This is a genomic window from Pseudomonas sp. 29 (assembly GCF_002754355.1).
GTDB lineage: Bacteria > Pseudomonadota > Gammaproteobacteria > Pseudomonadales > Pseudomonadaceae > Aquipseudomonas > Aquipseudomonas neuropathica.
In genome coordinates this window covers 3,341,903-3,365,730 of record NZ_PEEY01000001.1, presented here as the reverse complement: position 1 = coordinate 3,365,730, position 23,828 = coordinate 3,341,903, and the positions used below count along the sequence as shown (strand labels likewise).

At 60.3% G+C, this 23,828-nt stretch carries 20 protein-coding genes; 8 read left to right on the top strand and 12 right to left on the bottom strand.

Annotated elements, in window-relative coordinates:
• Window positions 1–191: 191 nt before the first annotated feature.
• The 8 genes from CLU80_RS15655 to CLU80_RS15620 form a co-directional block, all read right to left on the bottom strand.
• Entirely contained in the window at window positions 192–1,781 is a 1,590-nt protein-coding gene (locus CLU80_RS15655) for an AAA family ATPase (protein WP_099757779.1), read from the bottom strand.
• Between the two features lie 10 nt (window positions 1,782–1,791).
• The gene (gene aroB, locus CLU80_RS15650) at window positions 1,792–2,892 is read right to left on the bottom strand and encodes a 3-dehydroquinate synthase (protein WP_099757778.1); all 1,101 of its coding nucleotides are present in this window, start codon (window positions 2,890–2,892) and stop codon (window positions 1,792–1,794) included.
• Window positions 2,893–3,044: 152 nt separating this feature from the next.
• Complete coding sequence (gene aroK, locus CLU80_RS15645) at window positions 3,045–3,563, bottom strand: shikimate kinase AroK (protein WP_011332081.1); 519 nt, start codon at window positions 3,561–3,563, stop codon at window positions 3,045–3,047.
• 4 nt (window positions 3,564–3,567) lie between these two features.
• Window positions 3,568–5,649, bottom strand: coding sequence for a type IV pilus secretin PilQ (locus CLU80_RS15640; RefSeq protein WP_099757777.1), 2,082 nt, complete (start codon window positions 5,647–5,649; stop codon window positions 3,568–3,570).
• A gap of 13 nt (window positions 5,650–5,662) precedes the next feature.
• Complete coding sequence (locus tag CLU80_RS15635) at window positions 5,663–6,190, bottom strand: pilus assembly protein PilP (RefSeq protein ID WP_093430079.1); 528 nt, start codon at window positions 6,188–6,190, stop codon at window positions 5,663–5,665.
• On the bottom strand, window positions 6,187–6,810 hold the full coding sequence (gene pilO / locus CLU80_RS15630) for a type 4a pilus biogenesis protein PilO (RefSeq protein WP_099757776.1): 624 nt from the start codon (window positions 6,808–6,810) through the stop codon (window positions 6,187–6,189). The genes CLU80_RS15635 and pilO overlap by 4 nt, the downstream gene beginning before the upstream one ends.
• Complete coding sequence (locus tag CLU80_RS15625; RefSeq protein WP_099757775.1) at window positions 6,807–7,373, bottom strand: PilN domain-containing protein; 567 nt, start codon at window positions 7,371–7,373, stop codon at window positions 6,807–6,809. The genes pilO and CLU80_RS15625 overlap by 4 nt, the downstream gene beginning before the upstream one ends.
• Window positions 7,373–8,437, bottom strand: coding sequence for a pilus assembly protein PilM (locus CLU80_RS15620; protein WP_093430076.1), 1,065 nt, complete (start codon window positions 8,435–8,437; stop codon window positions 7,373–7,375). Before CLU80_RS15620 ends, CLU80_RS15625 begins: the two co-directional genes overlap by 1 nt.
• Window positions 8,438–8,656: 219 nt before the next feature.
• On the opposite strand from CLU80_RS15620, the gene CLU80_RS15615 reads away from it, so the two are divergent.
• Window positions 8,657–11,101, top strand: a complete 2,445-nt coding sequence (locus CLU80_RS15615) for a penicillin-binding protein 1A (protein ID WP_427120006.1) — start codon at window positions 8,657–8,659, stop codon at window positions 11,099–11,101.
• A gap of 320 nt (window positions 11,102–11,421) precedes the next feature.
• Here CLU80_RS15615 and CLU80_RS15610 read toward each other — a convergent pair whose 3' ends face one another.
• From CLU80_RS15610 to rpmE, 3 genes are all read right to left on the bottom strand, one after another.
• Window positions 11,422–12,690, bottom strand: a complete 1,269-nt coding sequence (locus CLU80_RS15610) for a malic enzyme-like NAD(P)-binding protein (RefSeq protein ID WP_090280412.1) — start codon at window positions 12,688–12,690, stop codon at window positions 11,422–11,424.
• A 183-nt stretch (window positions 12,691–12,873) separates the two neighbouring features.
• Window positions 12,874–13,674, bottom strand: a complete 801-nt coding sequence (locus CLU80_RS15605; protein WP_099759381.1) for a thermonuclease family protein — start codon at window positions 13,672–13,674, stop codon at window positions 12,874–12,876.
• Window positions 13,675–13,688: 14 nt separating this feature from the next.
• Window positions 13,689–13,916 carry a 50S ribosomal protein L31 gene (gene rpmE / locus CLU80_RS15600; protein ID WP_016984589.1) on the bottom strand — a complete coding sequence of 76 codons (228 nt, stop codon included), beginning with the start codon at window positions 13,914–13,916 and terminating at the stop codon, window positions 13,689–13,691.
• Window positions 13,917–14,203: 287 nt separating this feature from the next.
• On the opposite strand from rpmE, the gene CLU80_RS15595 reads away from it, so the two are divergent.
• Entirely contained in the window at window positions 14,204–16,423 is a 2,220-nt protein-coding gene (locus CLU80_RS15595) for a primosomal protein N' (RefSeq protein WP_093430074.1), read from the top strand.
• Between the two features lie 93 nt (window positions 16,424–16,516).
• Here the strand turns inward: CLU80_RS15595 and CLU80_RS30260 are convergent, their stop codons facing one another.
• Window positions 16,517–16,639, bottom strand: coding sequence for a hypothetical protein (locus tag CLU80_RS30260; protein ID WP_256579857.1), 123 nt, complete (start codon window positions 16,637–16,639; stop codon window positions 16,517–16,519).
• Between CLU80_RS30260 and argS the strand changes: the two genes are divergently transcribed.
• From argS to phaC, 6 genes are all read left to right on the top strand, one after another.
• Window positions 16,638–18,374 carry an arginine--tRNA ligase gene (gene argS / locus CLU80_RS15590; protein WP_093430073.1) on the top strand — a complete coding sequence of 579 codons (1,737 nt, stop codon included), beginning with the start codon at window positions 16,638–16,640 and terminating at the stop codon, window positions 18,372–18,374. The two genes, CLU80_RS30260 and argS, sit on opposite strands and share 2 nt — an antisense overlap.
• 1 nt (window position 18,375) lies before the next feature.
• A complete protein-coding gene (locus CLU80_RS15585) occupies window positions 18,376–19,092 on the top strand; it encodes an SPOR domain-containing protein (protein ID WP_007909385.1) in 717 nt (238 codons plus the stop codon).
• Between the two features lie 230 nt (window positions 19,093–19,322).
• A complete protein-coding gene (hslV, locus tag CLU80_RS15580; RefSeq protein WP_016984593.1) occupies window positions 19,323–19,853 on the top strand; it encodes an ATP-dependent protease subunit HslV in 531 nt (176 codons plus the stop codon).
• 54 nt (window positions 19,854–19,907) lie between these two features.
• Complete coding sequence (hslU, locus tag CLU80_RS15575; RefSeq protein WP_064388878.1) at window positions 19,908–21,245, top strand: ATP-dependent protease ATPase subunit HslU; 1,338 nt, start codon at window positions 19,908–19,910, stop codon at window positions 21,243–21,245.
• Between the two features lie 153 nt (window positions 21,246–21,398).
• Window positions 21,399–21,776: a gamma-butyrobetaine hydroxylase family protein gene (locus CLU80_RS15570; RefSeq protein WP_093430072.1), complete on the top strand. Its 378-nt coding sequence runs from the start codon at window positions 21,399–21,401 to the stop codon at window positions 21,774–21,776.
• Window positions 21,777–22,034: 258 nt separating this feature from the next.
• Window positions 22,035–23,714 carry a class II poly(R)-hydroxyalkanoic acid synthase gene (gene phaC, locus CLU80_RS15565; protein WP_099757773.1) on the top strand — a complete coding sequence of 560 codons (1,680 nt, stop codon included), beginning with the start codon at window positions 22,035–22,037 and terminating at the stop codon, window positions 23,712–23,714.
• Window positions 23,715–23,828: the final 114 nt, after the last annotated feature.

The following is a 23,828-nucleotide window of genomic DNA, read 5'->3' as shown; positions in this document are numbered from 1 at the left end:
AATTCATGTCGCATTTGTGAAAGGTTTAAAGCGATCTGCTGTGCTAGTCAAAACTTTTTTAATTTTGACCGCAACGACTCAAAGACTACTGTGACGCAGACACCACAAGGCACGCGACCTGAGAAGGCGGCGCGCACTCGTAGAAATTTTGAGGTGCTTGGAGAGGCGGCCTGGGTAAGGCCGCCGAATCTTCAGCGAGTTGTTGCCAGTTCCTGTTGGACGCTGGCGACAGTGCGAGGCCAAGGTTTACCAGCCTGAACCTTCGCTGGCAAGGCCTTGATGGCAGAAACGGCTGCATCACGATTGGCGAAGTTGCCGTAGGTGATCACGTAAAGCGGTTTGCCGTTGAGGACTTTCTTGAAATAACGGTACTCACCGCCCTGCTCTTTGACGAAGTTTTGCGCTGCCGCTTCAGAGCTGGTGCCGAGGATCTGCACCACGTAGTTGCCGGTCGGCTGACCGGCATACCAGCTGCCACCGGCGGCTTTGGCAACGGTCACCGGCTTCTCGGCCGGTTTTGCAGCGACGACTGGCTTGGCCGGCGCTGGGGCCGGTTTGGCGACTGGCGCGGCCGGAGCAGGCTTGGCGGTGGCAACCTGAGCAGGAGCAGGAGTCGGTTTGGCGGCCGGCAACGGAACCGGTGTCGGCGCGGGACCGGCAGGAACGCCCGCCGGTGGCGCGGAAGTGGTCACGGTCGGCGGAGTCGCACTGGAACCTTCCAGCGGCACGCCATCGTCGCCTTCGGTAATACCGCCAGCGGCTTCAGCCAGCGGGCCGCGCATGACCGGTTGCGAGTTACCGACCAGCGGCAACGGCATCGGTTGCGTATTGCCGGCGAACTCGACGTTCGGTGCGCCGCCATTGGCACCCTGCCCCAAAGGCAACTGTGCCTGTTCATTGGCAGGAGCGCCGGTGGTTGGCGCCTTGTTGCGACCCGGCATCAACCAGGCGGCGGCGACCGCGACCACAACGACGGCGGAAATCGCCAATACGTGTTTCTTCGGCATGTTGAACCCCATACTTGGACGCTTGACCGCAGAGCGGCTGGCAATCATGACTTCGATCAGAGCATCGCGAGCGACCTGGTTGATATTGCCCGGCCAACCCTCGGCACTTTCGTGAATATCAGAGATCTGATCCGCGCTGAAAAGTTCGACACCCCGGCCGGCACCTTCGAGCCGTTGGTCGAGATATTCGCGGGTCTCTTCTTCGGTGTACGGCTGCAGCTCGATGACGTGGAAACGCTCTTCCTCAAGGTGCAACGCCTCGAGCTGAGCGATCAGCGACGATTCACCGAACAGGAACACATGCGGGCGACCTTCCGGTGCGCCGGCACCCAGCGCCATCAGCGCTTCGAGAGCGGACTCGTCGAGCTGCTCAGCGTCGTCCACCAACAGATAGACTTCCTGGCCGGTCAGTGCGAGTTGCACCACTTGATCGAGAATCGCGCCAACTTCGGCCTGAGCGACGTTCAGCGCCTGCGCCACCTGGCGCAACACACCGGCAGCATCACCGGCACCGCGGGCGGAAACCACCACGCTCTGCACCGACTGTTTGTTGGTGCTGGCGACCAGCGCCTGACGCAGCAAGGTCTTGCCACTGCCTTGCGGGCCGGTGACCACCAGCAGCAACTGGCTGTAACGCGCCAGATGATGCAGTTGACCCAGCACCGGTTTGCGCTGAGCCGGGAAGAACTTGAAGCCCGGCACGCGTGGCGCGAACGGGTCGTGACTTAACTGGAAATGGCCGAGGAACGCCTCGTCGGCATGCAAACTAGTCATTGGAATCTTTTCAACCTTTAAGCTGAGCCAGGGCGCGGTAATCCGCTCCCAGCGTGGCCTGTAGAACCTCTTTCGGATAATCGTCGGTCACTACCGCTTCGCCCATCCGGCGCAGCAGCACCAGGCGCAGACGACCGTCGATCACTTTTTTGTCGATTGCCATGTGTTGAAGAAAATCGGCTTCGGTCATTTCAGTCGGCGGCACCACTGGCAAGCCGGCGCGCTGGAACAGAAGAATACCGCGATCACGCTCCTCGTCACTGATCCAGCCCAGACGCGCGGACATCTCCAGCGCCATCACGGTGCCAGCCGCGACCGCTTCCCCGTGCAACCAGACACCATAGCCCATGTGGGTCTCGATGGCGTGGCCGAAAGTGTGGCCGAGGTTGAGCGTGGCACGTACGCCGGTTTCTTTCTCATCGGCGCCAACCACCGCAGCCTTGGCCGCGCAAGAGCGCTCGATCGCGTAAGTCAGGGCTTTCTGGTCCAGCGCACGCAGGGCATCGACGTTTTCTTCGAGCCAGGTCAGGAATGGCTCGTCGCAGATCAGCCCATACTTGATGACTTCGGCCAGACCGGCAGACAGCTCGCGCTCTGGCAGGGTTTTCAGGGACGCCGTATCGATCAGCACCACGTTCGGCTGGTAGAACGCGCCGACCATGTTCTTGCCTAGTGGATGGTTGATACCGGTCTTGCCGCCCACCGAAGAATCGACCTGGGACAGCAATGTCGTCGGAATCTGGATGAAGTCGACGCCGCGCTGGTAACAGGCTGCGGCAAAACCGGCCATGTCGCCGATCACACCGCCGCCGAGGGCGATCACGGTGGTGCGGCGGTCATGACGGGCAGTCAGCAGACCGTCGAAGATCAGTTGCAAGGTTTCCCAGTTCTTGAAGGCTTCGCCGTCCGGCAACACCACGGAGATCACCGAGAACTGCGCCAGGCTGCGGGTCAGACGTTCAAGATAGAGCGGCGCAACGGTCTCGTTGGAGATGATTGCCACCTGCCGCCCATGGATATGCGGAGCCAGCAGCTCGGACTGATCCAACAAACCTTCGCCAATATGAATCGGGTAGCTGCGCTCGCCTAGATCGACCTTGAGTGTCTGCATGTGTCCCCACAGTGAAGATGGAAGCAGGCGTCCTGCCCTGAATTATTGGTTATCTGCGGCCTATAGCGGGTATGACGCCGCTTGCACGCCATCCGCCACAACCTCGGCGGACTGTGACAGGACGCCGAGGATAGCGCATTTCGAGCGCTGCTTTAACGGGGAGGAAGCTGCGCCAGACGATCGAGAATGTCGAGCACCACCATACGTGGCGGCCGCTCGTCGGTTTCCACCACCAGATCGGCAATTTCCCGATAAAGCGGATCGCGGATCGCCAGCAGGTCACGCAGGGTTTTTTCCGGGTTGGCAGTACGCAGCAACGGCCGGTTGCGATCGCGCGACGTGCGGCCGACCTGCTGCTCCACAGAGGCGTGCAGATACACCACTCGCCCACCCTCATGCAGGGCCTTGCGATTGGCATCGCGCATGACTGCGCCACCGCCGGTCGCCAACACCACGCCATCGAACGCGCAAAGCTCGGCGATCATCGCCTGCTCACGGTCACGAAAGCCGGGTTCGCCTTCCTTGTCGAAGATCCACGGGATATTGGCGCCCGTGCGCAATTCAATTTCCTTGTCGGAATCTTTGAACGGCAGGCGCAGCTCTTTGGCCAGTAACCGGCCGATGGTGCTTTTGCCAGCACCCATCGGTCCTACAAGAATCAAATTTCGCACAGAATCAACGACTCACAGCAATCGCCTGGTTATTCATGATACGTGGTGTGAGAAATACCAGCAGCTCGGATTTTTTCTCCGATACCACATCACGCCGGAAAAGGCGGCCAAGATACGGCACATCGCCAAGAAATGGCACCTTATCTACGACCTTGCTTTGAGTATTTGAGAAAACACCGCCAATCACGATGGTTTCGCCGTCATTGACCAGCACCTTGGCGTTGACCTCGTTTTTCTTGATCGGCGGCACATCCTGCACTTTGTTCAGGTAATCCGGTTCGTCCTTGGTGACCTTGACCTCCATGATGATGCGGTTGTCCGGGGTGATCTGCGGGGTGACTTCCAGCGACAGCGAGGCCTCCTTGAACGACACCGACGTCGCGCCGCTGGAACTGGCTTCCTGATACGGAATCTCGGTGCCTTTGAGGATTTTTGCGGTTTCCTTGTCGGAGGTGACCACCTTCGGCTGCGAGACGATTTCGCCGTTGCCGGTCTTCTCCATGGCAGTCAGCTCAAGATCAAGCAGGACATTGTCGGTAATGAAGGCAATGCCGATCCCCGATGTATTACCCACAGTGCCCATGTCGACGAACGGCGAGTTTGTGCTGGTGCTGCCCGGCGTACCGATAGTCGACGATGTGCCGTTGCTCACGCCCGAGGTGTTCCAGTTGCCCTTGTTCTGGATCGAACCGCCCCAGCGCACGCCCAGACTTTTGTCGTAATCAACGTTGGCCTCGACAATCCGCGCTTCGATCATCACCTGACGCACCGGAATATCCAGTTGCGCCACGATCCGCCGCAGTTCGTCGAGGCGATCCTGAGTCTGGTAGGCAATGATGTTGTTGGTGCGCTCGTCGACGGTAATCGAACCGCGCTCGTCGATTTTCGCCTCGGCACTGGTCACCGACTGGAACAGCTTGGCGATGTCCGCGGCTTTGGCGTAGTTCACCTGTAGCAGCTCGCGGCGCAACGGCGCCAGTTCGGCGATCTGCTTCTGCGACTCCAGTTCCTGACGCTCGCGGGCAGCGATTTCATCGGCCGGCGCCACCAGCAGCACATTGCCGATCTTGCGCTTATCCAGGCCCTTGGTTTTCAACACCAGATCCAGGGCCTGATCCCACGGCACATTTTGCAGGCGCAAGGTGATGCCACCCTGCACCGTGTCGCTGGCAACCAGATTGAGGTTGGTGAAGTCGGCGATCAGTTGCAGCACCGAGCGCACATCAATGTCCTGGAAGTTCAGCGAGAGCTTTTCGCCGACGTACGCCTGACGGTCAGCGTTGCGTTTTTGCAGGTCATCGACGGTCATCGGGCGGATGCTGACGGTCAGTTTGTTGTCGGTCTGGAAGGTGGAGTACTCGTAGGTGCCACTGGGTTCAACGGTAATGACTGTGCGATCAGCGGTTACTCCGGCATTGACGAACTGCACCGGGGTGGCGAAATCCTTGACGTCGAGGCGTACCCGCAACTTGTCCGGCAACTGCGTGCGCGCGAAGGTGAGGATGATCTTGCCGTCATGCTCCTGGATATCCGGGGCGATGGTCGGGTCGGACAGGTCGATGACCACATTGCCTTCCCCCGCCGTACCACGCTGGAAGTCCACACCGCGAATCGCCCGGCTTTTCGGCACAAATGCCTTGGCGGGCGCAGCAGCTTTAGCGGTAGCACGAGGTGCAGCGGCAGCAGGACGCAGCGCGGTGGCCGGTGCGCCATGACCGACCACCACGAACAGGTTATTGCCCTCAACCCGCGTGGTGTAAGGCGCCAGTTGCGTCAGGCTGACAATCAGCCGCGTGCGCTCCTTGGCCTCAACCACAGTGGCGGTGCGCGCATTGCCACTGCCCAGATCGAGGTTCTTGCTGGCCAACTGACTGGCGACACCGGGCAGGTCCAGGGCAATCCGCGCCGGCGATTCGGTGGTGTAGCCCTTGGGTTGTGGCGGCGGGCCGTCGAACGACAACTTCAGCTCGACGCGATCACCCGGCAACGCCGCCACGTCCAGCATCTTCAGATTGACCGCGAGTACCATCGGCGACATCAGCGCTATCCATAGCGAAAAACCGAGGGTGGAGAAAATCCTGTTCATTGTTCGACTTCCACTATGAGTGCTCTTTCAAAGGAATGGTGCGCGGACGCTCCAGCCAGGCGCCTTCGCCGTCGGGGACGATTTCGACGACATCGACCTGGGTGGCGCTGATAGCGACGATGCGGCCGTCATTGCGCCCCAGGTAATCGCCGACTTTCAGCCGATGCACCCCGCCCGCCCCGCGCAACAGCGCAAAGGAGCCGGAAACATTGGAGATCGTGCCGACCATCTCGAACTGCTCGATGTTGAAACCTTCGAGGTACTGCTTGACCCGATTGGGATCGGGCTTGACGTTGCGTGAGCCATGTTTCTGCCCGGCCAGATCGACCCGCACCTGGCGCGAGAACGGACTGCGCAGGTTGGCCGCGCTGTAAGTGAATGTTGGGTAAGACCGGAATGTCGGGGTTGGTTCAATCTTGCCTGCCGGGCGCAGGCGTACTTCATTCAGGTAGGCATCAAGATCGCTGAAGTCATTGCTGCCACCACAACCGCTCAACGCGAGCAGCGTCATCGACAACGCGATGTAACGAGTCGGGCTCATTTCTGCAGCCCCTTGTCGTTATACCGGTAGGTCTTGGCAAGGATGCTCATGCGCAGCTTCGGCCCGCCCTCTTTATCGGCAGGCGCGAGTTCGAAATCGTGCAAGGTGACAATGCGTGGCAACCCGGCCACGCCACTGACGAAGGTCGCAAGGTCGTGATAGGCACCGGTGACGGTGATCTGGATCGGCAGCTCGATGTAAAACTGCTGGGTGACCTCCGGCAGCAGTTTGATCTCTTCGAACTCTAGGCCGCTGCCCAGCCCCGTGCGGGTAATGTCTTCGAGCAGGCCCGGCACTTCGGTGTCACTGGGCAATTGGCGCAACAGCACGCCAAAGGTGTTTTCCATCTCCTTCATTTGCTGGGTGTACAACTCAAGGTTGGCCGAAAGACGTGCCTTGCTGGCGAACTGCTCCTTGAGCGTGGCTTCTTCCTCGCGCTTGGCTTCGAGTTGGTTTTCCAGGTCACTGATGAAAAAGTTATAACCGAGCGCCAGGACCAACACCATCAACAGCGCCCCGGCGATGGCTTTCACTGCTGCCGGCCATGAGCCGATGTTGCTGGTATCGAGGTCGTTGAAATCGATGTCGCGCAGACTTTCCAGCCATTCGGACGGCTTCATTGCTCGTCCTCCACGGTGCGGGGCTGGGTCTGCCGTACGGTCAACTCAAACGTGTTGGCCTGATCCACCTGGCCCGCCGTCGTCGCCTTCACCTCGTTGAGACTGGGCGCGTCGAACCAGTCGGAAGCATCCAGATTGCGCATCAATTCGGAGACCCGGTTGTTCGATTCGGCTGCACCGCTGATCGACAGGGTTTTGCCAACCATTTTCACGTCAGTGAAATACACACCGTCCGGCAGCGTGCGCGCCAGTTGATCGAAGATTCGCCCACTGATCTGCCGGTTGCCCTGCAAGTCCTGAATGATGCGCATGCGCTCGACCAGTTGCTGACGACGCGCCTTGAGATCGCTGATCTGTTTGATCCGTTCGTCGACCACGGCGATCTGCTTGGCGATGTAGTCGTTGCGCGCCACTTGCTGCTCAATCGCCGCACTGATGATCTGATCGGCGATGAGCACCGCACCGACCGAGCCGGCCAACACGCCGATCAAGACCAGCAGAAAGCGCTTGCGCCGCTCTTCGCGACGTTCCTCGCGCCAGGGTAGGAGGTTGATCCGCGCCATCAGTCGAAACTCCTGAGCGCGAGCCCGCAGGCGATCATCAGCGCCGGCGCGTCGCTGGCCAAAGCCCCGGCGTTGACCTTGCTGCTCAGGGCCATGTTGGCAAACGGGTTGGCTACTTGTGTCGGTGTGCTCAGGCGCTGCTCGATCAGCCGATCCAGCCCGGGCACTGAAGCCGTGCCGCCGGCCAGCAGAATGTGATCGACCGCGTTGTATTGCCCGGAGGCGAAGAAGAACTGCAGCGAGCGCGACACTTGCTGCACCAGCGCCTCGCGAAACGGTTGCAAGACCTCGCTGATGTAATCATCGGGCAGACCGCCCTGCTTTTTCGCCAGCCCCGCTTGTTCGAGGGTCAGGCCATAGCGGCGCTGGATTTCCTCGGTCAGTTGCCGGCCGCCGAACAATTGCTCGCGGGTATAGATGATCTTGCCATTGTGCAGGACGCTGAGCGTGGTCATGGTCGCGCCGATGTCGACCACAGCGACAGTCAGACGCTCCTGAGACGCCGCCAGTTGCGTGGCCAGCAAGCCGAACGAGCGCTCCAGCGCATAGGCTTCGACGTCGACTACCCGTGCGGTCAGCCCGGCCAGAGCCAGCGCCGCTTCGCGGACTTCGACGTTTTCCTTGCGACAGGCAGCGAGCAACACGTTGACCCGCTCAGGGTTGCGCGGTGACACGCCCTGGACTTCGAAATCGATGGCGACTTCGTCCAGCGGGTAGGGAATGTACTGATCGGCCTCGATCTTGAGCTGGTTTTCCAGCTCGTCGTCGGACAGCCCGGCGTCCATCTCGATGATCTTGGTGATCACGGCAGAACCGGCCACTGCGACTGCCACGCTCTTGAGCCCGGTGCGCGCCTTGACCAGTAAACGGCTCAGGGCCTGACCGACGCCTTCAAGTTCGGCGATGTTCTTTTCGACCACGGCGTTGACTGGCAATGGCTCTACCGCATACGCCTCGACCCGGTAGCGATCACCCTGACGGCTCAGTTCCAGCAGCTTCACTGACGTGGAACTGATGTCGATCCCCAGTAACGTATTGGCCTTTTTATTGAAGAGTCCCAGCACTACCAATTCCCTATGACTTTCCGTGAGTTACGGACTCTGTAATACGCATTGCGTTCCTTCACCCCGTCTTGACAGAAGCGCAAATGACGCCCCCAGCAGAAAAGTGCTTATAATGCCCAGCGTTTTTTTCCGCTTTTTACTGCAAGCGCGGATGGTTCTGTGTTTAGCCGGAGCCCCGTCGCCAAATTCATTCTTTGCACTGGATGTCCAAAAGCCTTGATTCGTCTGCTGAAATTTTTCGGTTGGTCCATCGTCGCCGTTTTCTGCGGACTGCTTTTAGGTCTCAGCGGCGCGTTTCTTTACCTTAGTCCGGGTTTGCCGTCTGTGGAGGCTCTGCGAAGCATTCAGTTGCAGATTCCGCTGCGGGTCTACTCCAGCGACAACAAGTTGATCGCCGAATTTGGCGAAATGCGCCGCACACCGATCCGTTTCGCCGACATTCCCCCCAATTTCATTAATGCGTTACTAAGTGCTGAAGACGACAATTTCGCCAACCACTATGGCGTCGATCCGAGCAGCCTGATGCGCGCCGCGACCCAACTGGTCAAAAGCGGACACATTCAGTCCGGCGGCAGCACCATCACCATGCAGGTAGCGAAGAACTTCTTCCTGACCAGCGAACGCAGCTTCTCGCGCAAAACCACCGAAATTCTTCTGGCCCTGCAGATCGAGCGACAGCTGACCAAGGATGAAATCCTTGAGCTGTACGTGAACAAGATCTATCTGGGCAACCGCGCCTATGGCATCGAAGCGGCGGCGCAGGTGTATTACGGCAAGTCGATCCGTGATGTCAGCCTGGCGCAGATGGCGATGATCGCCGGCCTGCCGAAAGCCCCGTCGCGTTTCAACCCGCTGGCCAACCCGGCGCGCAGCAAAGAACGCCGCGACTGGATCCTCGGGCGCATGTACAAGCTTGGCAAGATCAGCGAAGCGGACTACACCGCTGCGATCAACGAACCGCTGAACGCCAGCTATCACGTGCCGACCCCGGAAGTGAATGCACCGTATATCGCTGAAATGGCCCGTGCCGAGATGGTCGGCCGTTATGGCAGCGACGCTTACACCGAAGGTTTCCGCGTCACCACCACGGTGCCGAGCAACCTGCAGGAAATGGCCAACACCGCACTGCACGAAGGTTTGATGACCTACGACCAGCGTCACGGCTACCGTGGCCCCGAATCGCGTCTGCCGGGCAAGACCCGTGAGGCCTGGGCAAGCGAACTGACCAAGCAGCGCACCATCAGTAGCCTGGAGCCGGCCATCGTCACCCAGGTCGACAAGAACGGCCTGCAAGTGCTGACCCGTACCGGCGAAGAGCACGTCGCCTGGGACACCATGAAATGGGCACGACCGTTCCTCAACACCAACAGCATGGGTGCCAATCCGCGCCAGCCGTCGGATGTCGCGGCGGTCGGTGATCTGGTTCGCGTGCAGCGTCAGAAAGACAATTCACTGAAGTTCAGCCAGATCCCGCAGGCGCAAGGTGCGCTGGTGTCGCTGGATCCGCAGAACGGCGCGATTCGCTCGCTGGTCGGCGGTTTCGCCTTCGAACAGAGCAACTACAACCGTGCGATGCAGGCCAAGCGTCAGCCGGGCTCGAGCTTCAAGCCGTTCGTCTACAGCGCCGCGCTGGATAGCGGCTACACCGCTGCCACGCTGGTCAACGATGCGCCGATCGTGTTTGTCGACGAATATCTGGACAAGGTCTGGCGCCCGAAGAACGACACCAACACCTTCCTCGGCCCGATCCGCCTGCGTGAGGCGCTGTACAAGTCGCGTAACCTGGTGTCGATCCGCTTGCTGCAGGCGATGGGCGTAGGCAAGACCATCGACTACATCACCCGTTTCGGCTTCAACAAGCAGGATCTGCCGCCCAACCTGTCGCTGGCGCTGGGTACTGCAACGCTGACGCCGATGGAAATTGCGACCGGTTGGAGTACGTTCGCCAACGGCGGTTACAAGATCACCCCGTACATCATCGACAAGATCGAAAGCCGTAATGGCGACACGCTGTTCGTCGCCAACCCGCCAACCGTGCCTCAGGGCGGTTCGGCGACGGACGGTATCGCGGCGCCGCACACCGATTCGTTTACGGTCAACGCCACACCGGTTGCGGGCGAAGTGCCGGGCAGCGCGGCCGTGCCGCAAACACCGGCAGTGGCCGAGCGAATTGTCGATGGCCGCACCACCTACATCCTCAACAGCATGTTGCAGGACGTGATCAAGCTCGGCACCGGCCGTCGCGCGTTGGCCATGGGCCGCAGCGATATCGCCGGTAAAACAGGTACCACCAACGAATCGAAAGACGCGTGGTTCTCTGGTTACAACGCCGATTACGTGACCACCGTGTGGACCGGTTTCGACCAGCCGGAAAGCCTCGGTCGTCGCGAGTTCGGCGGTACTGTGGCGCTGCCGATCTGGATGAACTACATGTCGGCTGCGCTGAAGGACAAGCCGCCGCACGTGCAGCCTGAGCCAGAAGGCTTGCTGAGTCTGCGCGTGGATCCGGTCAGTGGCCGAGCGGCGACGCCGAGCACGCCAGGCGCGTATTTCGAGCTGTTCAAGTCTGAAGACACGCCGCCGTCGGTGAATGAACTGGGTAATGGCGCCGTACCGGGCAGCCCGCTGCCAGCGGATGAGCAGGCGCCGATCGATCTGTTCTGATCCTGAAGCAGCAAAAAGCCCCGCCTTCGTGAGATGTGCGGGGCTTTTTTATGGCTGAAGATCTAGAGCCCCTCACCCTAGCCCTCTCCCAAAGGGAGAGGGGACTGACCGAGTTGTCTAGCGCTCTACATCGACCTGAGAGAGCTGTGTCGATTATGGATTCAAAACAATACGTTCAAGTCGGCGTAACTCCCGAACATCCCCCAATCAGTCCCCTCTCCCCCTGGGAGAGGGCTAGGGTGAGGGGGTTCTTGATCTTCAGGCAATAAAAAGCCCCGACTCTCACGAGCCGGGGCTTTCGTTTGAAGCGCTACAACGGCTTAGCCGTTGAACACGTCATCCACGCTTTTCAGCGGGTAGTTCTTCGGATACGGCAGGGTCGCCACACCGGTCTCGATCGCGGCTTTGGCCACAGCGTCGGAGATCAGGGTGATCAGGCGCTTGTCCATTGGCTTCGGAATGATGTACTCACGGCCGAATTCCAGCGGAGCACCGCCGTAGGCATCGCACACGTCCTGTGGAACAGGCAGCTTGGCCAGCTCACGCAGGGCGTTGGCCGCAGCCACTTTCATTTCTTCGTTGATGCGCTTGGCGCGAACGTCCAGGGCACCACGGAAGATGAACGGGAAGCCCAGTACGTTGTTGACCTGGTTCGGGTAGTCCGAACGGCCGGTGGCCATGATCACGTCGCTACGGGTAGCGTGCGCCAGCTCCGGGGAGATTTCCGGATCCGGGTTCGAGCAGGCGAACACGATCGGGTTGGCCGCCATCGACAGCAGGCCTTCTGCGCTCAGCAGGTTCGGGCCGGACAGACCGACGAACACGTCAGCGCCTGCCAGTGCGTCAGCCAGGCTGCGCTTCTCGGTGGCGTGAGCGAATACCGCTTTGTACTGGTTCAGGTCGTCACGGCCGGAGTGGATCACACCGGTACGGTCAACCATGAAGATGTTTTCGATACGTGCGCCCATGCTCACCAGCAATTTCATGCAGGAGATGGCAGCAGCGCCGGCGCCCAGGCAGACGATTTTCGCTTCTGGCAGGGTTTTGCCAGCGATTTCCAGGGCGTTGATCATGCCCGCAGCGGTCACGATCGCGGTGCCGTGCTGGTCATCGTGGAAGACCGGAATGTCGCACTGCTCGATCAGAGCACGTTCGATCTCAAAGCACTCTGGCGCCTTGATGTCTTCCAGGTTGATACCGCCGAAAGTGATGGAGATGCGTTTTACGGTATCGATGAAGGCTTGCGGGCTTTCGGAGTCGACTTCGATGTCGAAAACGTCGATGCCGGCGAAGCGCTTGAACAGTACGCCTTTACCTTCCATCACTGGCTTGGAGGCCAATGGGCCGAGGTTGCCCAGACCGAGAATCGCGGTGCCATCGGAAATGACTGCAACCAGGTTGCCCTTGCCGGTGTATTTGTAGGCCAGTTCAGGATCGCGAGCGATCTCACGCACTGGTTCAGCTACGCCGGGGCTGTAGGCCAGCGACAAGTCGCGAGCGGTAGCAGTGGCCTTGGTGAGCTCGACACTCAGCTTCCCTGGACGAGGATTGGCATGATATTCGAGAGCGGCAGTTTTCAGATCAGACATTTTGGCATTCCGCTTTTTACTGTTGGACAGACTGGTCAGCGAGGATACGCGCCTCGCAAAGTCCCCACAAGACTGAGCGGTCACCCCTGTCAAGCGCCCTGCCCTACGACTTTGGGCCAAGAGCCACGGCGCACAAGGGCTGGACTGTTCACAATCGACAGAAAAAATGTCTACAATTTTTCTTCAGCGCGGCGTTTGCAACATCGAAGGATCCGTCAACGGAAGCAGCCAGCGCGACTGGCCGGATTGCAATCCACCGCGCCGGGAACGATCAACGATCCAGCCGCGAGCCTCGATCTGCTTGCCTTTCAATGCCTGCAACCGGGCATTGTCAAATTGTCCGACCAGATTGGGTGCAACGCGCAATACAAGCGAGTCCTGCAACTCGATCCAGATTCCGCCTCGATTGCGCTGAACCTTGCTCACACGCCCACTGATCACGGCGAAACCCGAGCGCTGGATCTGCTCCGCTTTCAGTACAGGTGATTGCCGCCAGAGGCCCAGCCCGGCCTTTCGCGCACTACGTTCGGCGGCTTGCTGACAGGCAACAAGATCGACATTCGGCGCAACTGCGACCTGGAAACCGAGGCCATCGGCGAGCATTTGCGCTTCGAGATTGGCGCCGCTGGTGCTGTAAATATGCGCGAGCGTACGCCCGTAATGGTCTTTGACTTGCTTGCCGGGCAGTAAACCGACGCGTCCGCCACTGACATCAACCAGCGCTTGCAGGCGTTTGCGTGCGGCTACAGCAAACGGTTCGTCGCTGCGGCCCTGCTTGCCCAGTTCAGGCGTGTTGAGGCCGATCATCCGCACGCTGCGACCGTCGCTCAGGCGCAGCGTGTCGCCATCGACCACGCGCTGCACGGTGACGCTGGTCAGCCCCGCAGGCGCCGGGCAAAAGGCCTGAGCGCCAGATAGCCAAATCGCAGACACAAAAAAGGCGCCCGCGAGGGACGCCTTTTTCAGCAACGAGGAAAAGCCCACCGGGCCCTTCAACCTTACTCTGCAGCAGCAGGTTTCTTGCCGAAAGCACCGAAACGGTCTGCGAAGCGCTGAACGCGGCCGCCAGTGTCCAGAGTCTTCTGCTTACCGGTGTAGAACGGGTGGCATTCGTTGCAAACGTCGATTGGCAGAGCTTTGCCGAAAGTCGAACGAGTTTCGAACTTGTTGCCACAGCTGCAGGTAACAGCGATGACTGGGTAATTCGGGTGGATATCAGCTTTCATGGTGTCTTCCTCAGCTAGCGTGCCGCCACCCAACACTATTGTTGAATACCGCACGTAATTAGGCCGCGGATTCTACCAGACCTTTTCAAACACGCAAGCTGTCACCGAGACCGACCGTCTGCTAGGCTCCCGGCCCAATACGCGATTCCCAGTGGGAGCGAGCCTGCTCGCGAATGCGTTGTGTCAGTCAATCCTTAAGCGCCTGATACACCGCCTTCGCGAGCAAGCTCGCTCCCACAATTGATCTGCACTCGTCCCTTATTTTGCGTTTATAGAGATCCCCCCGCGTGCCCGACGCCATTCTGCGCCTAGCCCTGCCTTCACCCTTGCGCCGCCTGTTCGACTATCGAGCGCCGGCCGGCGTGCTGCGTGAGCAATTGCAGCCGGGCATGCGCCTGCGAGTGCCGTTCGGTCGACGCGAGATGATCGGGATTCTGGTCGAGGTCACGGACACCAGCGAAGTGCCGGTGGAGAAACTGAAACCAGCACTGGCCCTGCTCGACGCCACAGCGCCACTGCCACCGGCGCTGTTCAAGCTGTGCCTGTGGACGTCGCAGTATTATCAGCACAGCCTCGGCGACACCCTGAGCTGGGCGCTGCCAGTCCTGCTGCGCCAAGGCGAGCTGGCCGAGGCGCGGCAGGAGCGTTTCTGGTCGATCGTCCCGGGCGCCAGCCTTGATGATCCGCGCATCGCCCGCGCCCCGCGCCAGCGGGAAGCACTCGCCACCCTCGCTCAACACCCGCACGGCGTCGCCCATCAGTTGCTGAGCAAACTGATGCTGAGCAAGGACAGCCTTGATCTGCTGCTGGCGAAAAATCTGGTGCAAGTGGAAATCCGCCGGCATGCACCCGGCGTGCGCCATGAGCATTGGCTGGCGCAGCCGGAATTGCCGCTGAACGCCGAACAGCGCGCCGCCTACGAGGCGATCCGCGCCGGCTTCGACAGTTATCACGCGTTCCTGCTGGCCGGGGTCACCGGCAGTGGCAAGACCGAAGTCTATTTGCAACTGATCCGCGAAACCCTCGAAGCCGGCAAACAGGCGCTGGTGCTGATCCCGGAGATCAACCTCGGCCCGCAGACCCTGGCGCGTTTCGAGCAGCGCTTCAATGCGCGCATCGCCCTGCTGCACTCGGCGGTCAATGATCGCGAGCGCCTCGAAGCCTGGCTCGCCGCACGTGATGGCGAGGCCGACATTATTATCGGCACCCGCTCGGCGCTGTTTACGCCGATGAAGAATCCCGGACTGATCATCATCGATGAAGAGCACGACGGCTCTTATAAACAGCAGGAAGGTTTGCGCTACCACGCCCGTGATCTGGCGCTGGTGCGTGCACGGCAGGAAAACATCCCGATCGTCCTCGGTTCCGCGACGCCATCACTGGAAAGCCTGCACAACGCCTACACCGGCCGTTACGGCCTCCTACGCCTGAATGAACGTGCTGGCGGTGCCAAGCAGCCACGCTTCCTGCGGCTGGATGTGAAAAGCCGTCCACTGGACAGCGGTATTTCCGGGCCGATGCAGCAAGCCATCGGCCAGACCCTCGCCAACGGCCAGCAGGTGCTGGTGTTCCTCAACCGGCGCGGCTTCGCCCCGACACTGTTGTGTCATGACTGCGGCTGGATGTCCGAATGCTCACGCTGCGATGCGCGGATGACTGTGCACCAGCGCTACGGCGAACTGCGTTGCCATCACTGTGGCTACGTCGAGCGCACACCGCGCCAGTGTCCGAAGTGCAACAAGGTTGATTTGCGCCCCGTGGGCGCGGGCACCGAACGCGCCGAAGAGCGACTGGCGATTCTATTCCCCGATTACCCGGTGCTACGGGTCGACCGCGACAGCACGTCACGCAAAGACGCGATGAATCAACTGTTCGCGACGATCCAGAAGGGCCAGCCGTGCATTCTGGTCGGCACGCAGATGTTGGCCAAGGGGCACCATTTTCCAAGGGTGACGCTGGTGTCGATCCTCGATGCTGACGGAGGCCTGTTCTCCGGCGACTTCCGCGCCAGCGAGCGCATGGCGCAGTTGATCGTGCAGGTGGCCGGGCGTGCCGGGCGAGCGGAAGAGCCGGGCAAGGTGATTATCCAGACACACCTCGCTGACCATCCTTTATTGGTGCAACTCACCGAACAGGGCTATTTCGCCTTTGCCGAACAGGCCTTGAGCGAGCGCCGCGCCGCCGGGTTGCCGCCGTTTGCGCATCTGGCGCTGTTGCGTGCTGAAGCGCACAAGCCCGGGCAAGCGGAAGGTTTTCTCGATGAGGCGTGTAGCGAAGCCGAGCGTTTGCTGGCAGAGCAGAACCTGAGCGGGATCGAATTGCTCGGGCCAGTGCCAGCACCGATGGAACGCCGCGCCGGGCGTTATCGCGCGCAGCTGCTGTTGCAGGCGACAGCACGGGCGCCGCTGCATCGGTTGCTGGCCAGTTGGTTGCTGGTGCTGGAGCAGATGCCAAGCGGGCGGGCGGTGCGCTGGTCGCTGGATGTCGATCCCGTCGATTTGTATTGAAGATCAAAAGATCGCCGCCTTCGGCAGCTCCTACAGGAAAATGCGTATCCCCGTGTAGGAGCTGCCGCAGGCGGCGATCTTTTGATCTGAATGTCACCACATATCCATAAGCTGCCTGCTAAGGTTGGCAAGCCCGTCTTCGCAACGGATAATGCCCAGTTTTTCCACCCGCGCATCGATGCGCCCGCCGCGCTTGCGGTCGAAAGAGAAGACCATGAAAGACACCATTCGCCAGCTGATCCAACAAGCCCTCACCCAACTCGTCAACGAAGGTGTGTTGCCTGAAGGCCTGTCGCCGGCGATCCAGGTGGAGAACGCCCGTGACAAGACCCACGGCGACTTCGCCAGCAACATCGCCATGATGCTGGCCAAGCCTGCGGGCATGAAGCCGCGCGATCTGGCGGAAAAAATCATTGCCGCACTGCCTGCCGACGAGAACGTCACCAAGGCCGAAATCGCCGGCCCGGGCTTCATCAATTTCTTCCAGAACACCCAGGCCTTGGCCAACCGCCTCGATGCCGCACTGGCTGATGCTCACATTGGCGTGCGCAAGGCTGGCCCGGCGCAGCGCACCGTGGTCGACCTGTCGGCACCGAATCTGGCCAAAGAGATGCACGTCGGCCACTTGCGCTCGACCATCATCGGTGACGGCGTAGCCCGTGTTCTTGAATTCCTCGGCGACGAAGTGATCCGTCAGAACCACGTCGGCGACTGGGGCACCCAGTTCGGCATGCTGATGGCGTATCTGCAGGAAAACCCGATCACCAGCGATGAGCTGTCGGACCTGGAAAACTTCTACCGCGCCGCCAAGCAGCGTTTCGACGAATCCGCAGAATTCGCCGACCGCGCCCGTGGCCTGGTGGTCAAGCTGCAGGCCGGCGATGCCGAGTGCCTGGCGCTGTGGACCAGGTTCAAGGACATCTCGCTGTCGCACTGCCAGAAGATCTACGAACTGCTCAACGTCAAACTGACCATGGCCGACGTGATGGGCGAAAGCGCCTACAACGACGACCTGATCAACGTGGTCAACGATCTGAAAGCCGCTGGCATGCTGGTCGAGAGCAACGGCGCCCAGTGCGTGTTCCTCGACGAATTCAAGAATGCTGACGGCGATCCGCTGCCGGTAATCATCGTCAAGGCTGACGGCGGTTACCTGTACGCCACCACTGACCTCGCCGCCGTGCGCTACCGCAGTGGCAAGCTGAAAGCCGACCGCGCACTGTATTTCGTCGACCAGCGTCAGGCCCTGCACTTCCAGCAAGTGTTCGCTGTGGCGCGCAAGGCCGGTTTCGTCACCCATCCGATGGAAATGGAGCACATGGGCTTCGGCACCATGAACGGCGCCGATGGCCGTCCGTTCAAGACCCGTGACGGCGGCACCGTGAAGCTGATCGACCTGCTCACCGAAGCGCAGGAACGCGCCTACAACCTGGTGAAAGAGAAGAACCCGCAACTGGCCGAAGACGAGCTGCGCAACATCGCCAAAGTCGTCGGCATCGGCGCGGTGAAATACGCCGACCTGTCGAAGCACCGCACCAGCGACTACAGCTTCAACTTCGACCTGATGCTGAATTTCGAAGGCAACACCGCGCCGTACCTGCTTTACGCTTACACCCGCGTGGCCGGTGTGTTCCGCAAGCTGGGCAAGGATTTCAGCGAAGTCGACGGTCAGATCGTTCTCGAAGCCGAGCACGAACTTGAGCTGGCGGCGAAACTGGCGCAGTTCGGTGAAGTGCTGAACAACGTGTCCGACAAAGGCACGCCGCACATTCTCTGCACTTATCTGTACGACGTTGCCGGTCTGTTCTCCAGCTTCTACGAGAACTGCCCGATCCTCGCCGCCGAAACCCCGGCCCAGATGCAGAGCCGTCTGCGTCTGGCCGCGCTGACCGGTCGCACCCTCAAGCAAGGCCTGGAGCTGTTGGGTCTGGAAACTCTGGAGCGTATGTAAGTTGGCTGCCAAGAAAAAACCTGCACCCAAGCGTGGCGCCAGCCGTTACCAAGCTCCTGCGAAGCAACCGATTCCGGGTTGGCTGTGGATGGCCATCGGCCTCACGGTCGGCGCGTTCATCGTGTTTCTGATGAAGCTGGAGCCGGGCAAGGGCAGCGACACGGTCAAGCGCGAGAAAGTCGAACAGGCGCAACAGCAGAAAGCGTCGAAGATCGCCGAGGCCAACAAGACCCCGCCGAGCCCGACGCAACCGGTGAAGCCGAAGTACGACTTCTACACCCTGCTGCCGGAATCGGAAGTGATCGTGCCGCCAGACGCGGTGCCGGAGAAGACCTTGCCGACGCCACAAGTGCCGGCCATCCCGACCACGCCGGTGACCCCGGCGGAAGCGGCGAAGATCGACACCGCGCGCGCGCAGGCCGCGCTGGCCGGGATTACCCCGCCGCCAGCGCCACCAGTGAGCAAAGCCGCGCCGGTGACCAAGTTCTTCTTGCAGGCCGGTTCGTTCCGCAAGGAGACGGATGCCGACAAGGTGCGTGCGCAGATCATTCTGCTCGGTCAGGCGGTGGCGGTTGAGTCCGGCACGGTGAAGGATGAAACCTGGTATCGCGTATTGGTCGGGCCGTTCAGCAACCGTGAGCAACTGACTACTGCACAGAAACAACTGGCTGGCGCCGGCTTCAGCAACCTGTTGTTACAACAACGCCAGAGCCGCTGATTCGCCAAACCACCGCGTCATCGTTCTTCGCGAGCAAGCTCGCTCCCACAGGAATAACGCAGTCCCTGTGGGAGCGAGCCTGCTCGCGAAGGCAATGTTTGCAACACCACATATCCCTGATCAGTCCCCGCCGTTCGTCCCTCCGCACCCTCCCCGGTTGAAATCCTCTCCAGCACCCCCATATGAATGGGCATAAGGCACTTTCGCCCCGCTGTGTGGAGACTCTTCCCTTGACCACCATCGTTTCAGTCCGCCGTCACGGCAAAGTCGTCATGGGCGGCGACGGCCAGGTTTCTCTCGGCAATACCGTGATGAAAGGCAACGCGAAAAAAGTTCGTCGCCTGTACCACGGCCAGGTCATCGCCGGTTTTGCCGGTGCCACCGCCGACGCCTTTACCCTCTTCGAACGTTTCGAAGGCCAACTTGAAAAACATCAGGGCCACCTGGTGCGCGCCGCTGTCGAACTCGCCAAAGAATGGCGCACCGACCGCTCCCTGAGCCGCCTCGAAGCCATGCTCGCGGTCGCCAACAAGGACGCCTCGCTGATCATTACCGGCAACGGTGATGTGGTCGAGCCCGAAGATGGCCTGATCGCCATGGGTTCCGGCGGCGGCTACGCGCAAGCCGCGGCCAGCGCCCTGCTGAAAAAGACCGATCTGTCGGCCCGTGAAATCGTCGAAACCGCTCTCGGTATCGCCGGCGACATCTGTGTATTCACCAACCACACTCAGACCATTGAGGAGCAGGATCTCGCTGAATAAGCCTGACGCGGCCCTGTGCCACGGCTTTTTTCTGCTTGAGGACCGTCAATTATTATGTCCATGACTCCCCGCGAAATCGTCCACGAACTCAACCGCCATATCATCGGCCAGGACGATGCCAAGCGCGCCGTCGCGATTGCCCTGCGCAACCGCTGGCGCCGCATGCAGCTGCCTGAAGAGCTGCGCGTTGAAGTGACCCCGAAGAACATCCTGATGATCGGTCCGACCGGTGTCGGTAAAACCGAGATCGCCCGTCGCCTGGCGAAACTGGCCAACGCACCGTTCATCAAGGTCGAAGCGACCAAGTTCACCGAAGTCGGCTACGTCGGTCGTGACGTCGAATCGATCATCCGTGATCTGGCCGACGCCGCGATCAAGATGCTCCGTGAGCAGGAAATGACCCGCGTGCGCCACCGCGCCGAAGACGCTGCCGAGGATCGTATCCTCGACGCACTGCTGCCGCCGGCCCGCATGGGCTTCAGCAATGAAGAAGCGCCGAGCTCCGATTCCAACACCCGTCAGCTGTTCCGCAAGCGCCTGCGCGAAGGTCAGCTGGATGACAAGGAAATCGAGATCGAAGTCGCCGAAGTGGCCGGCATCGAAATCGCCACGCCGCCGGGCATGGAAGAGATGACCAACCAGTTGCAGTCGCTGTTCGCCAACATGGGCAAGGGCAAAAAGAAAGCGCGCAAGCTCAAGGTCAAAGAAGCGCTGAAGCTGGTGCGCGACGAAGAAGCCGGGCGTCTGGTTAACGAAGAAGAGCTGAAGGCTAAGGCGCTGGAAGCCGTTGAACAGCACGGCATCGTGTTCATCGACGAAATCGACAAAGTCGCCAAGCGCGGTAACGTCGGTGGCGCTGATGTGTCCCGTGAAGGCGTACAGCGCGACCTGCTACCGCTGATCGAAGGCTGCACCGTCAACACCAAACTGGGCATGGTCAAGACTGACCACATCCTGTTTATCGCCTCCGGTGCGTTCCACCTGAGCAAGCCGAGCGATCTAGTGCCTGAGTTGCAAGGTCGCCTGCCGATCCGCGTTGAACTCAAGGCCCTGAGCCCGTCGGACTTCGAACGCATCCTCAGCGAACCGCATGCCTCCCTGACCGAGCAATATTGCGCGCTGTTGAAAACCGAAGGCCTGAATATCCAGTTCCAGCCGGAAGGCATCAAGCGTCTGGCGGAGATCGCCTGGCAGGTCAACGAGAAAACCGAAAACATCGGTGCCCGTCGTCTGCACACGCTGCTTGAGCGTCTGCTCGAAGAGGTGTCGTTCAGTGCCGGCGATCTGGCCAGCACCCACGATGAGAAGCCGATTCTGATCGACGCCGAATACGTCAACAGCCACCTCGGTGAATTGGCGCAGAACGAAGACCTGTCCCGTTATATCCTGTAAGCCATACTTACAGCGGTAGCGGACCCTGTGGGAGCGAGCTTGCTCGCGAAGAGGCCGTGTCAGTCGACATCAATGTTGTCTGACACACCGCTTTCGCGAGCAAGCTCGCTCCCACATTTGCTCAAGGGTCGCCCACACTTCGGACGCCAGCCCATGACTCAAATCCCCACCGACATCAAACTGCACAAAGCCTCGAAGACCCTGACGCTCACCTACGCGTCCGGCGAGGAATACACCCTGCCCGCCGAATTCCTGCGCGTGCACTCCCCCTCCGCCGAGGTCCAGGGCCACGGCAAACCGATCCTGCAATTTGGCAAGATCAACGTCGGTCTGAGCAAGCTGGAACCGGCCGGTCACTACGCACTGAAACTGACCTTCGACGATGGTCACGACAGTGGTTTGTTCACCTGGGATTATCTCTACGAGCTGGGGCGACGTTATGACGCACTCTGGGCCGATTATCTGGCCGAGCTCAAAGCCGCCGGAAAAACCCGCGACCCGAGCGAGTCGATCGTCAAGCTGATGCTCTAGTCCGAGCCTTGCGCTCATTAGAGGGCATTTTCTAAATTCATCTGTTTGAATGCTCTGCTGTGTGGCCGAGGATCGGCCTGCTTGCGAAAAAAATTAAACTCGGGTAACCAATGGAGCTGGCAAGTTCCCTGCAGTGCTCTACGACTGTAAAGCAGCTATGCAGAATTAACGGTCACCCGAGCAGTAGTACCTGGCATTGGCTGTGGAACTGCACAGCAGAAAACCGGGTACTCGTCTCAGGACAATGGAGCGTCGTAGATGAGTAACAAGAATAACGATGACCTGAAGTACCAAGCCTCGGAAAACACCCTGGGGCTTAATCCCGTCGTTGGGCTACGCGGAAAGGATCTGCTGGCCTCTGCTCGTATGGTGCTGAAACAGGCCATCAAACAACCGATCCATAGCGTCAGGCACGTCACCCATTTCGGCCTCGAACTGAAGAACGTGCTGTTCGGCAAATCCGAACTGCAACCGGCAGGCGATGACCGTCGCTTCGCTGATCCTGCGTGGAGCCAGAACCCGCTCTACAAACGTTATCTGCAAACTTACCTGGCGTGGCGCAAGGAACTCCATGCCTGGATCGATGACAGCAGCCTCTCACCCAAAGACATCGCGCGCGGCCACTTCGTCATCAACCTGATGACTGAAGCCATGGCCCCGACCAACACGGCGGCCAACCCCGCAGCAGTCAAACGCTTCTTCGAAACCGGCGGCAAAAGCCTGCTCGACGGCCTCTCGCATCTGGCCAAGGATCTGGTGCACAACGGCGGCATGCCGAGTCAGGTCAACATGGGCGCGTTCGAGGTCGGCAAGAGCCTCGGCGTCACCGACGGCGCGGTGGTGTTTCGCAACGACGTGCTGGAGCTGATCCAGTACAAGCCGATCACCGAGCAAGTCCACGAGCGTCCATTGCTGGTGGTGCCGCCGCAGATCAACAAGTTCTACGTATTCGATTTGAGCCCGGACAAGAGTCTGGCGCGCTTTTGCCTGCGCAATAACGTGCAGACGTTCATCGTCAGCTGGCGCAACCCGACCAAGGCCCAGCGTGAGTGGGGCCTGTCGACATATATCGATGCGCTGAAAGAAGCGGTCGATGTGGTCACCGCGATCACCGGCAGCAAAGACGTGAACATGCTCGGCGCCTGCTCCGGCGGCATCACCTGCACCGCCCTGCTCGGCCACTACGCGGCGATCGGCGAGAAGAAGGTCAATGCCCTGACGCTGCTGGTCAGCGTGCTCGACACGACGCTGGACAGCGACGTCGCGCTGTTCGTCGACGAGCAGACCCTGGAGACCGCCAAGCGCCACTCGTATCAGGCCGGCGTGCTTGAAGGCAAAGACATGGCCAAGGTCTTCGCCTGGATGCGCCCCAATGATCTGATCTGGAACTACTGGGTCAACAACTACCTGCTCGGCAACGAGCCGCCGGTGTTCGACATCCTGTTCTGGAACAACGACACCACCCGGTTGCCCGCCGCGTTCCACGGTGACCTGATCGAGATGTTCAAAAACAACCCACTGATTCGCCCGAATGCACTGGAAGTGTGCGGCACGCCGATCGACCTCAAGCAGGTCACCGCCGATATCTTCTCGCTGGCCGGCACCAACGACCACATCACCCCGTGGAAGTCCTGCTACAAGTCGGCGCAGCTGTTTGGCGGCAAGGTCGAGTTCGTGTTGTCGAGCAGCGGGCATATCCAGAGCATTCTGAACCCGCCGGGCAACCCGAAATCGCGCTACATGACCGGCGAGGAGATGGCCGCCAATGCCGATGAGTGGCAAGAGAACTCGACCAAGCACACCGATTCCTGGTGGCTGTACTGGCAGGCGTGGCAGGCCGAGCGTTCGGGCAACCTGAAAAAGGCCCCGCTGAAACTGGGCAACAAAGCGTACCCGGCGGGTGAAGCTTCGCCGGGCACTTATGTACATGAGCGGTAACTGACACCACCCCGTCATTGTGGGAGCGAGCCTGCTCGCGAAAGCGCTCATTCAATCAACATCGATGTTGGCTGACACGACGCCTTCGCGAGCAGGCTCGCTCCCACAGGGGGC

Coding starts and splice junctions, on each gene's coding strand:
- aroB (WP_099757778.1), bottom strand. CDS start 2,892: ATGCAGACACTCAAGGTCGATCTAGGCGAGCGCAGCTACCCGATTCAT.
- phaC (WP_099757773.1), top strand. CDS start 22,035: ATGAGTAACAAGAATAACGATGACCTGAAGTACCAAGCCTCGGAAAAC.
- CLU80_RS15610 (WP_090280412.1), bottom strand. CDS start 12,690: ATGTCTGATCTGAAAACTGCCGCTCTCGAATATCATGCCAATCCTCGT.
- CLU80_RS15625 (WP_099757775.1), bottom strand. CDS start 7,373: ATGGCGCGGATCAACCTCCTACCCTGGCGCGAGGAACGTCGCGAAGAG.
- pilO (WP_099757776.1), bottom strand. CDS start 6,810: ATGAAGCCGTCCGAATGGCTGGAAAGTCTGCGCGACATCGATTTCAAC.
- CLU80_RS15570 (WP_093430072.1), top strand. CDS start 21,399: ATGACTCAAATCCCCACCGACATCAAACTGCACAAAGCCTCGAAGACC.
- argS (WP_093430073.1), top strand. CDS start 16,638: ATGAAAGACACCATTCGCCAGCTGATCCAACAAGCCCTCACCCAACTC.
- CLU80_RS15635 (WP_093430079.1), bottom strand. CDS start 6,190: ATGAGCCCGACTCGTTACATCGCGTTGTCGATGACGCTGCTCGCGTTG.
- CLU80_RS15640 (WP_099757777.1), bottom strand. CDS start 5,649: ATGAACAGGATTTTCTCCACCCTCGGTTTTTCGCTATGGATAGCGCTG.
- CLU80_RS30260 (WP_256579857.1), bottom strand. CDS start 16,639: ATGGTCTTCTCTTTCGACCGCAAGCGCGGCGGGCGCATCGATGCGCGG.
- hslU (WP_064388878.1), top strand. CDS start 19,908: ATGTCCATGACTCCCCGCGAAATCGTCCACGAACTCAACCGCCATATC.
- rpmE (WP_016984589.1), bottom strand. CDS start 13,916: ATGAAAGCTGATATCCACCCGAATTACCCAGTCATCGCTGTTACCTGC.
- CLU80_RS15655 (WP_099757779.1), bottom strand. CDS start 1,781: ATGACTAGTTTGCATGCCGACGAGGCGTTCCTCGGCCATTTCCAGTTA.